Source organism: Microcystis sp. M44BS1 (assembly GCF_020244875.1).
Taxonomy (GTDB): Bacteria; Cyanobacteriota; Cyanobacteriia; order Cyanobacteriales; family Microcystaceae; genus Microcystis; species Microcystis panniformis.
Genome location: NZ_JADBVM010000295.1, coordinates 1 through 12,666, shown reverse-complemented (window position 1 = coordinate 12,666; position 12,666 = coordinate 1). Strand labels below are relative to the sequence as shown.

Sequence of the window (12,666 nt, the reverse complement as noted above, 5' to 3'; positions counted from 1 at the left end):
TATCATACTTTGTGCTTTTTGTCAAAAAAACTTTTTTTTTGCAATAAAACTACATAAAAAAAAGATCATCGTTGTGGGTGAAATTGACTGATTTACCCGTCTTAATTAGGATCACCTTCTAGGTGTGGCAAGGGTTTCAACTATTGCTGCCCAAAAAAGCACAGAACAACCCATTATGAAATTCTATCAAATCGCTGTAACCGGCATAACATCGTTGTTAAATAAAAATCTTTCTCAATTAATTCTTAAGAATTTGTAAATATTGCGGAATGTTAATTTAAATATTCTCAAGTTTTTGCAGTCAATAAATAACTTTTGCTTATTTTTGACCAACATTGGGTTAGAAGTCAGGAGAAAGGAGTCAGGAGTCAGGAGTCAGGAGTCAGGAGATAGGAGACAGGTTTTAGGTGTTGGGGGTTGGGGTTTTGGGGTTTTGGGGTTTTAGTTCAATTTCCCCACTTCCCCACTTCCCCACTTCCCCACCTCCCCAATTCATAATTCATAATTCATAATCCATAATTCCCACTCCCCCCACACCCTACACCCCACACCCCTCTCCCATTCCCCGATAAATGCCAAAAATCCAGCTTAAAACCCCAAAATCCCCACATCTTGCCGCCATGGTAGCACTCGATCGCAGCAGTCTCGGCGGTATTTGGACCCTATCCGGTTATGAACGGGAATTAAACAGCCCCAACAGTGAATTATTAATTCTTACCCTAGACGGGGAGGACGAAACCCTAATCGGATTAGCTTGTTTTTGGGCAATTCTCGAAGAAGCGCATATTACCCTCCTGGCAATTTATCCCGACTATCAAAGACAAGGATTAGGAAAACTGCTTCTCTACAAACTGCTTGAAAAGGCTGTACAAAGACAACTGGAAAGGGCTACGCTAGAGGTGAGGGTATCGAACCAGTCAGCGATCGCACTCTACGAGCATTTTGGCTTCCGCGTCGCTGGAGAGCGTAAAAATTATTATCCGCAAACTGGCGAATCAGCCCTAATTTTCTGGCGCAACGATCTACAAACAGCCGCTTTTCAGGAACAATTAAGCAAGTGGCGACAAGAAATCCTCTCAAGACTGGCACGGGGAGAGTGGCAATTAGAGGAAGAAAGCAGAGCCAAAATAGATACCATGGGGATGCAATGATTACTTACCAGCTTAAATCAGGTCGAGGTTAGGGAAAAATGAGGATTTTAGTCTTGGCGTGGGAATTTCCACCGCGATTAGTGGGCGGTATCGCCCGTCATGTCGCCGAACTCTATCCCGAAATCGTCAAACTCGGTCATGAAGTCCATTTAATCACGATCGAATTTGGTCAGGCCCCCAGCTACGAACTGGTGGAAGGTATTCACATCCACCGCGTTCCCGTCCCCCCCGGCAATGACTTTTTCCATTGGGTGGTCAACATGAATAACAGCATGGGGCAACAGGGCGGCAAAATAATCGCCGAATACGGAAAATTTGACCTTGTTCATGCCCACGATTGGTTAGTAGGGGATGCGGCCATTGCCATGAAACATCTCTTTAAAATACCCCTGATTGCCACTATTCACGCCACGGAATACGGACGTTACAACGGACTGCACACCGACACCCAACGCTATATCGCCGGCAAAGAGGGAACCCTCGTCTATAATGCTTGGCGCGTCATCGTCTGTACCGGCTATATGCGTCATGAAGTCCATCGGGCTTTGGGCGCACCCTGGGATAAGATCGATGTGGTTTATAACGGTATTCGGGCTGAGAAAAAGCAAAGAGACCCTAACTTTGATTACCGAACTTTTCGTCGTCAATATGCCGAAGATTACCAAAAAATCGTCTATTACGTCGGGCGCATGACCTTTGAAAAGGGGGTTTCGGTGTTACTCAACGCTGCCCCAAAAGTCCTCGCTCAGACTGGGGCTAAAACTAAATTTGTCATTATCGGTGGCGGCAATACCGACAAACTCAAACAACAGGCCTGGCATCTCGGTATCTGGCATCATTGTTATTTTACGGGCTTTATGTCCGATGAAAACCTCGATCGCTTCCAAACCGTGGCCGATTGTGCCGTTTTTCCCAGTCTTTACGAACCTTTTGGCATTGTCGCCCTGGAAAGTTTCGCCGCTAGGGTTCCCGTGGTAGTTTCCGATACCTGCGGTTTTCCCGAAGTTGTCCGTCATGGTCAAACGGGAATTGTCACCCGGGTCAATAATCCCGATTCCCTCGCTTGGGGCATTTTGGAGGTTTTAAATCATCCCGAATACGCCCAAGAATTAGCTAATAACGCCTACGAAGACCTAGAAAAACGCTTTCATTGGGCGAATTTAGCTCGTCAAACCGAGACAGTATATGGTTTGGTTGTCCAAGAACGACAACTGGTAGAATGGCGTTAATCAGGGAGCGGTTTTTAAGCCGTCAGCCGTCAGTATTAGGGGTCAGTTTATGTCTTAAAATAACAAAGGCACAACTTAACTTCTCCAAATATGACTATGAAAGCAGCTGAAATTATGACCACGGAGGTGGCCAAGATTAAAGGTTCTGAAACCGTTGCCAAAGCGGTACAATTGATGAGAGAAAAGAACATTAGAACTCTTATTGTCGATCGCCGTCACGATGAAGATGCTTACGGAATTATCACTGAAACCGATATTGTCTATAAAGTCGTCGCTTTCGGTCAAGATCCGCAAAAAGTGCGCGTCTATGAAGTGATGAGCAAACCCTGCATCGTGATTAATCCCGACCTCGGTGTTGAATATGTGGCCCGCTTATTTGCTAATACGGGTATTCGTTTCGCACCAGTAATTAAAGGCGGTTTGCTCGGTGTTATATCCGTTAGCGACATTCTCCATAAAGGTAACGCCGTCGAAAAGCCCCGCAGTCTTGATTTAGAAGCGGAGATTATCAAAGCGAGAGATATTGCCCGGGTAGTCTGTGCTGAAAAAGGGGGAAATTCTCCCGATTGTGCCGCAGCTTGGGATGTTGTTGAGGAATTACAGGCAGAATTGGCACACCAACGCGCTAAAAAACCAGAAAAAACCTATTTTGAGGAATACTGTCAAGAAAATCCCGATGCTTTTGAAGCTCGTATTTATGACACCTAATCTCCATCGGTTTTCGGTATTCTCCGATACCTCAAACTTTTTAATCTGGCAAAAGTAGTGTATAAAGGTTTTATTTGCTAATAATCGAGGAAAAACTATGGCTGATCTATTTGTCATCGCCTATGAGGACGAATTTAAAGCGGAAGAAGTTCGTTTAACTTTGGCTAAACTGCAACAGGAACATCTCATCGAGTTAGAAGATGCTGCCGTAGTGGTTAAAAACAAAGATGGCCAGATTAAACTCAAGCAAGCGGTCAATTTAACGGCAGCAGGAGCCGCTAGTGGCAGTTTCTGGGGATTATTAATCGGAATGCTCTTTTTATCCCCTTTATTAGGGGCCGTCCTCGGTGCTGCTGGTGGCGCTTTGGGAGGTGCTTTAAGTGATATCGGTGTGGATGACAATTTTATGCGCGAATTGGGAGAAACCCTGCAGCCCAGTACCTCTGCTCTCTTTGTTCTCGTCCAAAAAGTTACCCCCGATAAGGTCCTCGATGAAGTGGCCCCCTACGGAGGTAAAGTGTTACGCACTTCTTTGACCAAAACCGACGAAGCAGAATTACAGAAAGTTCTCGACCAAAGAGGTGTTAAACCCGAAACGGTTTAGGATCTGGGTCCATAAAAGCTAGAAAAAGGGAATATATTTCCCTTTTTGCTTTTTGAGCAAGAATGGGTTTAGCATGACCACCACAGCATCCATAAAATAAGAAACAATCAATAATTATTAATGAACTTTAAGCTTCGATCGAGAATAAAAGTGCTTCAGTGTCGTAGTATTTATTCGTTAATCCCATTGATTGCATTCCTAATCTTTCGGTGACACGAATTGAGCGATAATTATCGGGATTAACCACTGCGTAGATAATCGGCATTGTAAGGTGATTAAGCCGTATTATAGAATAACTTTAGCCGCTTCGGTTATGTATCCTTGTCCCCAATAATCGCGTCGTAAATGCCAACCAATTTCGCTATCTGGGGTAGGATAACCGTAGTTATCGGGTAAATTCTGTAAAATTATCGAACCGATAATCTGATTATTTTTTCGATCGATCATTGCCCACCAATCGCTGCCATTACCCTGATTACGAACAGTTGCTAACCTTTCAGAAAAATGGGCATTTAAACTCTCAATATCCGTGGCTAACTGACGAATTCTCGGTAAAAAATAAGTGACTTCGTAATTTTGATAGATCTGAAAAAAAGACTCTTTGTCTGTGGGTAGTTGCCAAGGACGGAGAATTAGGCGATCGCTTTTCATTGTTTTATTGAGCAAATTATAGCAATTCTCTTGCTGAGATTAGGGATTATTGTTGATAAAAAAACTTCTAAATCCCACAGCTAGTAAGGAACCACTTAAGACAGTTATCAATGTCCAAATTTGATTTTTTTGGGTTCCTTCGACTTTCTCTAAGCGTTTATTCATGTCATCAAATTTACTATCAAGAGTTTTAATATCACCTTTAACTTCCGTGAGTTCAATCTTTAAATCGGTAGTATCTTTTTGAACATTTTTGACATCAGCTTTTATTTCCGCTTGTCCATTCTCGATCACCTTCAATCGATTGTCCACCTCAATCAGTCGAGTTTCCGTGGTAGTGAGTCGCGTTTCCACGGTAGTGAGTCGATTGTCCACGGTAGTGAGTCGATTGTCCACCTCAATCAGTCGAGTTTCCATGGTAGTGAGTCGATTGTCCACGGTAGTGAGTCGATTGTCCACGGTAGTGAGTCGATTGTCCACCTCAATCAGTCGAGTTTCCATGGTAGTGAGTCGATTGTCCATGGTGGTGAGTCGATTGTCCATGGTGGTGAGTCGATTGTCCATGGTGGTGAGTCGATTGTCCATGGTAGTCAGTCGATTGTCGATCTCGTTGAATCGATGTTCGATTATCTTCTGTCCATTGAGGATTAAATCTTCTAGTCTTTTTAAATCATTATCCGTAGCAGTGGTGGTAGTCATTGATTAAACTCCTATAATTTCAATTTGCTCTTATTTTTATTATTATAGCCTTTCTTATAAACATGAAGTATGATCGGCTCTCTTGGGTTCGGTGGGTAAAATATATTATAGGATACATTCCTGCTGGCGGTCGCAACGCGCTCGCTACGCGAGATCAACTGGAACGAACCACAAAGACACAAAGGACACAAAGATTGATCGCTTCCAGATAATCTAAACTTATCACATACCTTTTAAAGAGGATTATTATTAGCTATATATTTGCTGCTTGAGCAAATATATTCAGCGAGTATCACTCCCGTTAGAGTGAGATAAGATTAAGACTAACTCTTATTTCTCACCCTAACTACTAGGAAAAACCAGCAATTAAATTAGGCACCTTGGCGCAATTTGTCCAAAACCGATCGATCTTCTAGAGTAGAAGTATCACCGGAAATCTCTTGACCTGATGCTAAAGTTCGCAAGAGACGACGCATAATTTTACCCGATCGCGTTTTTGGCAGTACATCGGTAAAACGGATTTCTCCCGGTCGAGCAATAATGCCAATTTCCTTGACAACGTGATCCTTTAATGCTTGCGCTAACTCCTGACTCGCTTCATAATGTCCCTCGAGAGTCACAAAAGCATAGACTTCTTCCCCTTTAATTTCATCCGGCCGTCCCACCACAGCCGCCTCTGCTACCGCGGGATGGGATACTAAAGCTGATTCGATCTCCATTGTCCCTAAACGGTGGCCAGAAACGCTAATCACGTCATCAACGCGCCCCATTACCCAGAAATAACCGTCCTCGTCCTGACGACTACCATCCCCAGCAAAATAGAGATATTGGCCATCTTTGGGGGCGATCTGTTCCCAGTAGGTATTGCGGAAGCGATCGGGATTTTTATAGACTGTTCGCATCATACCGGGCCAGGGATGTTTGACCACCAGATAACCCCCCTCATTCGCTTGGGTGGGATTGCCCTCTAAGTCCACCACTGCGGCGATAATACCGGGAAAAGGTAGGGTTGCTGACCCCGGTTTGGTGGCAATTGCCCCGGGTAAGGGAGTAATCATAATTCCCCCGGTTTCCGTTTGCCACCAAGTATCGACAATCGGACATTTTTCCTTACCGATAACCCGGTGATACCACATCCACGCTTCCGGGTTAATCGGTTCTCCCACGGTTCCCAGTAAGCGCAAAGAGGATAAATCCCGGCTATTGGGGATGTCTTCACCCATTTTGATAAAAGCGCGGATAGCAGTGGGGGCAGTATAAAAGATATTAACGCGATATTTCTCGATTACATCCCAAAAACAGCCTAAATTAGAGGGACGGGGAACCCCTTCATACATTACCGTCGTTGCACCATTGGAAAGCGGTCCGTAAACGATATAGCTATGGCCGGTAATCCAACCCACATCGGCAGTACACCAGTAAACATCGGTGTCTTTTAGGTCAAAAATCCATTTGCTGGTGACATGGGTGTAGAGATTATAACCGCCGGTGGTGTGGACGACTCCTTTCGGTTTGCCGGTGGAACCACTGGTATAGAGGATAAATAACATATCTTCACTATCCATGGGTTCGGCCGGACAATTAGCAGATACCTGTTTTTGTAGATCATGCCACCAGTAATCGCGATCGGCAACCATATTGATGGGTTCCTTGCTGCGCTGGACAACGAGAACTTTTTCCACACTGGGGGCGCTATTATCGGCTAGGGCCAGATCCACCTGTTCCTTGAGAGCAACGACTTTATCCTTGCGGAAACCACCATCGGCAGTGATTACCACCTTAGCGGCCGCATCATTAAGACGCTCGCGCAAAGCATCGGCACTAAATCCCCCAAAAACGACACTGTGGGGCGCGCCAATTCTGGCACAGGCTAACATGGCGATGGCCGCTTCGGGAATCATTGGCAGATAAATTCCGACCACATCGCCTTTTTTAACGCCTAATTCCTTTAAAGCGTTGGCAAATTGACACACTTCTCGGTGTAGCTGTTCGTAGGTAATGGTGCGGCTGTCTCCCGGTTCTCCTTCCCAGATGATGGCGGCTTTATTACGTCTCCAGGTGGTGAGATGTCTGTCAATACAGTTGTAACAAATATTAATCTTGCCGTTGACGAACCATTTAGCAAAGGGGGGCTGCCAGTCAAGAACCTCTGACCATTTTTCAAACCAATGTAGTTCTTTTTCGGCTAATTGAGCCCAAAAAGCCTGGGGATCGGCCTTAGCTTTGGCGTAGAGTTGCTGGTATTCTTCAAGGCTTTTAATGGTGGCATTCTGAGAAAATTCGGCACTGGGAGGAAACAGCCGATTTTCCTGTAGGATTGATTCGATCGCTATTTCTGTCATACTGGCAAACGAAATAAATTATCTTGCGATCCAGATTACCTTTTTCGGTTCCCCCCGTAACCCCGGCAAGCAATTCTTTAAGGCTATTTTAGAATTACTCGATCCCCAACTAGCGATCGCAATTTAGACCCAAGTGTTACAGAGTTTAAAGTTATGTCACCGATCGAGCGATGAACAGATCGCTGTAAGGTAAACTAACCGATAAACCCGAAATTTAACATGGAGAACACTCGGTAAGGAGTCATAATTCAATGTCTCATAGCGTTAAAATTTACGATACCTGTATCGGTTGCACCCAATGCGTTCGGGCTTGTCCCCTCGACGTGCTGGAAATGGTTCCCTGGGATGGCTGTAAAGCTGCCCAGATTGCCTCTTCCCCCCGCACGGAAGACTGTATTGGTTGTAAGCGTTGCGAAACCGCTTGTCCGACGGATTTCTTAAGCATTCGGGTTTATCTCGGAGCAGAAACCACCCGCAGCATGGGTCTAGCCTACTAGGCCCGGCAATCATTCTGTGTTTAACATTTAGCGAAAACTAATCTTGTTAAGAGGACTAACCAGTCCTCTTTTTTTTGCTATACTCCCTTCGCTAGTTCAAATTTTAGTTAGGGCTGGCTGAAAAAGTAGGGGCGAAGCATTCGGATAGAAAATCTACGGTTTCAGCGATAAGTTATTGCCCGAATGCTTCGCCCCTACAGGGCGCAATCGCCGATCAAGATGCAAGGTTTTTGAGCCACTAGCTTTAAAATCTTGTACCTGCTTCGCCAAACAGGCCCCAAACCCCTTACCTCGTCTATATTTCACATTTATTCAGCAGACCCTAGTTAGGTAATTCCCCAAAAAGTTGACGATATTTTTGCAGTTTTGCCTCCATTTCTACTAACTGCTGATTAGCCTGTTCAGCCCGTTGGCGTTCATTTTCTGCCCGTTGGCGTTCATTTTCTGCCCGTTGCTTTTCCTGTTCCAGTAGTTGATTAATTTCGCTGTAGGACAAGAATTGAGTACCATCAGGACGATAAATTTTTAACTCGTCGGTTAAGTCAAAACGAATGCCTAAACGGGGACTCACCCAATTATTAACCTCACTAACACTGTCTAAACTGTCACCAATTCGCTGCCAAGCTTCTAGACTATTATCATCGGGATCATAGACGTAGTATTCTTGGACTCCATAGCGATCATAAAATAGCAATTTTTTGGCCATTTCGATGGAGGTGTTACTGGGAGAAAGAATCTCAAAGACGACTTGAGGAGCAAGATTATCTTCTTGCCATTGTTTGTAGGAACCTCGATCGCCTTTCGGTCTGCCAAATACTACCATCGTATCAGGAGCGGCAGCAATTTTCGGCTGGCCTTGCACGGGATACCATAACAGATCCCCCGCTACAAATACCCGAGGATCATCGATATATAACCAGTCGATATTCTGCTTAATCGTCACTATCCAGTTAAATTGTTTAGTATTATCTGCCATCGGTTTACCGTCGCTCTCAGGATAGATAATCTCGGTTTTGTTAACTTGACTAACCATGGAAAATACCTGCCGAACTCATTGGGCTATTTTCATTATAAGCTGTTCGTAATTTAAATTGCTTGTTGAGACGAGGCAAGAGGCAAAAGGCAAGACCACCCCGATGTCGGGGGGGCAAGGGGGGGGAGATTCGGCTAATCTAAAAATAAGCGGTTTAAATACGTCTTAGCTTATAATAATTTTGAACTAAGTAAGGAAAAGACCGCTCTTGATTTTAGAACTACAGCAAGTAAATTTAGCTATCCGACGCGGCAGTGCTTATCTGTTAGAAGATATTACTTTTGGCATCAAGCAAGGAGAAAAGTTAGCTATTGTCGGAGCATCTGGGGCAGGAAAAACGACTCTTTTACGATTGTTAAATCGTTTGCAGGAACCCAGCACGGGAAATATTTATTTTCAAGGTAAATCGATTAAGGAAATGCCGGTTATTTCCCTGCGACAACAGATAGTTTTATTGCTACAAGAGTCGAAGTTATTAGGAATGAACGTCCGAGATGCCCTCGCTTATCCTTTGCAATTTAAAAAACTTACCCCTGCGGAAATTAATAATAGAATTGACCATTGGACATCCCTGTTAAAAATTCCTGAACAGTGGTTTGAACGCGGGGAGTTAGAATTATCTTTAGGACAAAGACAATTAGTGGCAATTACCAGAGCTTTGCTATTAGAACCGACCATACTGTTATTAGATGAACCTACGTCTGCTCTAGATACAGGCACGGCCAGCAGGTTATTAGAAGTATTAAATAATCAAAGTTCAATGACGATAATTATGGTCAATCATCAACTAGATTTTTTAGAGGAATTTGCCGAGCGAGTTATTTATCTAGAAGCGGGAAAAATTGGTTCAGATTGCCTTGCCAATCAATTAGATTGGTTAGGGTTAAAAACTCAGTTAATTGACCTAGAAAAATCTCGACAAAGTGACCACTGGTAAGATTAACTTAAAATTGCTGCGCCCTCCTGAAAAACTAATAATTCTCCTGAATTAATCGGTGTCCAAACTTCATTATCAGTTAAGGGAGTAGTGGCAATAATTGCTACTTGATCGCTCGGACTGGTTAAAGCTTGAAAATCAACGCTCACATCTTCATCAATTAAATGAGCAGCGGCAAAAGGATATTGCCGGATTATATAGCTTAATTTTGTCGAACAATGGGCAAAAAAATGTTCACCATCGGATAAAAGATAATTAAAAATTCCTTGACAAGCGATAGAGTTTGTGATAGTTTTTAAGACTTGATAGAGTTGTTCTAGGGAAGGTTTGCCCTGGGGAAAAGTCTCTCGCAGGGTATTAAGAATTAAACAGAAAGCTCTTTCCGAATCTGTGTCCCCAACCGGTTGATAAAAATCTCCCGCAGCCGGTGAGAAATTTTCTAAATTACCATTATGGGCAAAAACCCAATATTTTCCCCACAATTCCCGCCGAAAAGGATGACAGTTTTCTAGTTTAATTTCTCCTTGGGTAGCTTTGCGAATATGGGCGATAACATTGGTAGAATGGATGGGATAGTTTTTAATTAATTCCGCAATCGGAGAAGCGATCGAGGGTTGAACATCAATAAAAGTTCGACAACCTAAACCCTCAAAAAAAGCAATTCCCCAACCGTCTCGATGTTCGTCGGTTTTTCCTCCCCGCGCACAAAATCCCTCGAAGGAAAAACAGATATCCGTGGGGACATTACAATTCATGCCTAGAAGTTGACACATAGTTGCTTGAGTTTGAATATCAGATGCCGGCAAAATTACTTACTGCCAGCAGCCGTGACAGAAGACAGGAGAATTTCTTCCAGCTGCCTCTTGCCTATCCTAGCTAAGAAATTAATCTGGCACTAAGTAGGTAGGTGTTAAAAACTTTCAAACACCCCCCTTATCAAGGCTGACAGGGGGGATCAAACCCCCCTTATTAAGGGGGGATTAAGGGGGGATCAAACCCCCCTTATCAAGGGGGGATTAAGGGGGGATCAAACCCCCCTTATCAAGGCTGACAGGGGGGATCAAACCCCCTCAAGGTAGGGTTGATTCATGAATCAACCCTACTATGAATCAACCCTAGGGGCAGGGGGGGGGGAGATTCGGCTAATCTAAGAAAAAGCGGTTTAAATGCGTCTTAGCTTACAAGCTAGAAGAACAGCAAGTTTTCCATTTTTGGGCGATAGAAAGGATTAATGCTTTTTCTGCTTGGGGTAAATTGGCAGCCTGTCGGTCGATTATATCCCTTAATTCCCTGATAATCCGTTTAAGAGCGAGTTTTCTAGTCTCTTGGGAGTCACTTCTCTGTGCTAAAGCTATTTCTGCGATAACTCGATTTAAACTGCTGATAGCTTGCCAAGTTTGCGGACGTAATGACGGTTCTGCGGCAATAGGGGCAACCTCCAGGGAAGCGATACTATCGAAAGTTGCTGCCTGACTAAATCGGTGTAAAGTTTGGGCGAGACTATACATTTCTTCCCCGTAAGCGAGGGAACGTACCACAGCAAAGGCTTTTTCGGCTTTTTCGGTGTCCTGTTGGTGAAGATACCAAAAACCGGCGGCGGCGGCGCGAGCAGGAGTATCTAGACGGATTTGGCTGTCAGACCAAGAAAACAGTTTCGCCGACGCGGACGCATATTTTAACAATTGCCAATCGGAGGGATTTTCTGCCAGACGGGAGACCCGATAGATAATTTCTGCCTCTGGGAATTGCGGTAAAACGCGATTAACGGCGGCAAGGACAGGAATAAACTGGCGGCTGTACCGAAGGTATTGATTGAGGTTATTAATAGCTGTTTCCCAGTCTTGCTGTAACCATTGTTGTAGAGTCGAGGTTAACCCCGGCAGCGGTAGAAGGGTAATACGGGGAAAAAGTCGCCCTTGAGGGCCCGCCAAAAGCCCGATTAGCCAATTATCAAGACGGAAAAAGGCGAATATAAACACCCCGCCCAACACCCCGCCCGACACCCCGCCCCACACCACGCCCCACACCACGCCCAACACCACGCCCCACACCACGCCCGACACCACGCCCCACCACGCGCCCGACGCCACGCCCCACACCACGCCCGACGCCACGCCCAACGCCACGCCCAACACCACGCCCCACACCACGCCCAACACCGCGCCCCACACCGCGCCCCACCCCGCGCCCCACACCGCGCCCCACCCCGCGCCGAACACCACGCCCGACACCACGCCCAACGCCACGCCCCACACCACGCCCAACACGCCCGACACCACGCCCCACCACACCACGCCCGACACCACGCCCAACACGCCCAACACGCCCCACACGCCCGACGCCACGCCCAACACCGCGCCCCACCCCGCGCCGAACACCACGCCCGACACCACGCCCGACGCCACGCCCGACACCACGCCCCACACCACGCCGGACACCGCGCCCGACGCCGCGCCCCACACCACGCCGGACACCACGCCGGACACCACGCCCAACGCCACGCCCGACACCACGCCCAACGCCACGCCCGACGCCGCGCCCCACACCACGCCCACCCAATTAACAGAAAGTCCTAAATTTGCTGCTATGCTACAGATAATCAGAGGGGTAATTACAGTTAAGAGAAGACCCTGAATCCCTAGGCGCAATTGTACGGGATGGTTATCGCCGCCGCCTCTCGTTTCCACATACCAGCGCACTGCTTGGGGAAAATAAAACACCCAGTACAACAGCAAAAGATAATCAAAGGGATTCCATAAAGATAAATCGCGTCTGAGTTTAGGGGCGAGATTAATGGTGGGGACGGTGCTTTCCT

The 12,666-nt window shown here is 45.8% G+C and carries 14 protein-coding genes; 7 read left to right on the top strand and 7 right to left on the bottom strand.

All coding sequences use genetic code 11. The annotated features are described in order from the left end of the window. Positions 1 to 262: 262 nt before the first annotated feature. From IM515_RS22250 to IM515_RS22230, 5 genes are all read left to right on the top strand, one after another. Positions 263 to 445, top strand: coding sequence for a hypothetical protein (locus tag IM515_RS22250; RefSeq protein WP_287628694.1), 183 nt, complete (start codon positions 263 to 265; stop codon positions 443 to 445). A gap of 127 nt (positions 446 to 572) precedes the next feature. Next, the gene (gene rimI, locus IM515_RS22245) at positions 573 to 1,151 is read left to right on the top strand and encodes a ribosomal protein S18-alanine N-acetyltransferase (protein ID WP_287628693.1); all 579 of its coding nucleotides are present in this window, start codon (positions 573 to 575) and stop codon (positions 1,149 to 1,151) included. Between the two features lie 38 nt (positions 1,152 to 1,189). After that, positions 1,190 to 2,380, top strand: a complete 1,191-nt coding sequence (locus tag IM515_RS22240) for a glycosyltransferase family 4 protein (RefSeq protein WP_287628692.1) — start codon at positions 1,190 to 1,192, stop codon at positions 2,378 to 2,380. Between the two features lie 90 nt (positions 2,381 to 2,470). Next, positions 2,471 to 3,088, top strand: a complete 618-nt coding sequence (locus IM515_RS22235; protein ID WP_002764953.1) for a CP12 domain-containing protein — start codon at positions 2,471 to 2,473, stop codon at positions 3,086 to 3,088. A gap of 97 nt (positions 3,089 to 3,185) precedes the next feature. After that, complete coding sequence (locus IM515_RS22230) at positions 3,186 to 3,692, top strand: DUF1269 domain-containing protein (RefSeq protein ID WP_002731545.1); 507 nt, start codon at positions 3,186 to 3,188, stop codon at positions 3,690 to 3,692. A 127-nt stretch (positions 3,693 to 3,819) separates the two neighbouring features. On the opposite strand, the gene IM515_RS22225 is transcribed toward IM515_RS22230, so the two are convergent. The 4 genes from IM515_RS22225 to acs form a co-directional block, all read right to left on the bottom strand. Next, a complete protein-coding gene (locus tag IM515_RS22225) occupies positions 3,820 to 3,957 on the bottom strand; it encodes a hypothetical protein (protein WP_008203558.1) in 138 nt (45 codons plus the stop codon). Between the two features lie 20 nt (positions 3,958 to 3,977). Continuing rightward, on the bottom strand, positions 3,978 to 4,358 hold the full coding sequence (locus tag IM515_RS22220) for a GNAT family N-acetyltransferase (RefSeq protein ID WP_287695628.1): 381 nt from the start codon (positions 4,356 to 4,358) through the stop codon (positions 3,978 to 3,980). A 24-nt stretch (positions 4,359 to 4,382) separates the two neighbouring features. Continuing rightward, on the bottom strand, positions 4,383 to 5,042 hold the full coding sequence (locus tag IM515_RS22215; protein WP_287628690.1) for a tropomyosin: 660 nt from the start codon (positions 5,040 to 5,042) through the stop codon (positions 4,383 to 4,385). Between the two features lie 371 nt (positions 5,043 to 5,413). After that, entirely contained in the window at positions 5,414 to 7,384 is a 1,971-nt protein-coding gene (gene acs, locus IM515_RS22210) for an acetate--CoA ligase (RefSeq protein ID WP_287628689.1), read from the bottom strand. A gap of 251 nt (positions 7,385 to 7,635) precedes the next feature. Here acs and psaC point away from each other — a divergent pair, with 251 nt between their 5' ends. After that, positions 7,636 to 7,881 carry a photosystem I iron-sulfur center protein PsaC gene (psaC, locus tag IM515_RS22205; protein ID WP_002734319.1) on the top strand — a complete coding sequence of 82 codons (246 nt, stop codon included), beginning with the start codon at positions 7,636 to 7,638 and terminating at the stop codon, positions 7,879 to 7,881. 322 nt (positions 7,882 to 8,203) lie between these two features. Here the strand turns inward: psaC and IM515_RS22200 are convergent, their stop codons facing one another. Continuing rightward, positions 8,204 to 8,914, bottom strand: a complete 711-nt coding sequence (locus IM515_RS22200; protein WP_287628688.1) for a Uma2 family endonuclease — start codon at positions 8,912 to 8,914, stop codon at positions 8,204 to 8,206. 208 nt (positions 8,915 to 9,122) lie between these two features. Between IM515_RS22200 and IM515_RS22195 the strand changes: the two genes are divergently transcribed. Continuing rightward, positions 9,123 to 9,851, top strand: a complete 729-nt coding sequence (locus IM515_RS22195) for an ABC transporter ATP-binding protein (protein WP_287628687.1) — start codon at positions 9,123 to 9,125, stop codon at positions 9,849 to 9,851. 2 nt (positions 9,852 to 9,853) lie between these two features. Here the strand turns inward: IM515_RS22195 and IM515_RS22190 are convergent, their stop codons facing one another. Both IM515_RS22190 and IM515_RS22185 read right to left on the bottom strand, forming a co-directional pair. After that, positions 9,854 to 10,624 (bottom strand): class II glutamine amidotransferase, encoded by a 771-nt coding sequence (locus IM515_RS22190; RefSeq protein WP_287628686.1) that lies wholly within the window; start codon positions 10,622 to 10,624, stop codon positions 9,854 to 9,856. Positions 10,625 to 11,029: 405 nt separating this feature from the next. After that, positions 11,030 to 12,666: hypothetical protein (locus tag IM515_RS22185; RefSeq protein ID WP_353737109.1), on the bottom strand; the 1,637-nt coding region annotated here is incomplete at its 5' end.

Coding starts and splice junctions, on each gene's coding strand:
- rimI (WP_287628693.1), top strand. CDS start 573: ATGCCAAAAATCCAGCTTAAAACCCCAAAATCCCCACATCTTGCCGCC.
- IM515_RS22240 (WP_287628692.1), top strand. CDS start 1,190: ATGAGGATTTTAGTCTTGGCGTGGGAATTTCCACCGCGATTAGTGGGC.
- IM515_RS22235 (WP_002764953.1), top strand. CDS start 2,471: ATGACTATGAAAGCAGCTGAAATTATGACCACGGAGGTGGCCAAGATT.
- IM515_RS22230 (WP_002731545.1), top strand. CDS start 3,186: ATGGCTGATCTATTTGTCATCGCCTATGAGGACGAATTTAAAGCGGAA.
- IM515_RS22225 (WP_008203558.1), bottom strand. CDS start 3,957: ATGCCGATTATCTACGCAGTGGTTAATCCCGATAATTATCGCTCAATT.
- IM515_RS22215 (WP_287628690.1), bottom strand. CDS start 5,042: ATGACTACCACCACTGCTACGGATAATGATTTAAAAAGACTAGAAGAT.
- acs (WP_287628689.1), bottom strand. CDS start 7,384: ATGACAGAAATAGCGATCGAATCAATCCTACAGGAAAATCGGCTGTTT.
- psaC (WP_002734319.1), top strand. CDS start 7,636: ATGTCTCATAGCGTTAAAATTTACGATACCTGTATCGGTTGCACCCAA.
- IM515_RS22200 (WP_287628688.1), bottom strand. CDS start 8,914: ATGGTTAGTCAAGTTAACAAAACCGAGATTATCTATCCTGAGAGCGAC.
- IM515_RS22190 (WP_287628686.1), bottom strand. CDS start 10,624: ATGTGTCAACTTCTAGGCATGAATTGTAATGTCCCCACGGATATCTGT.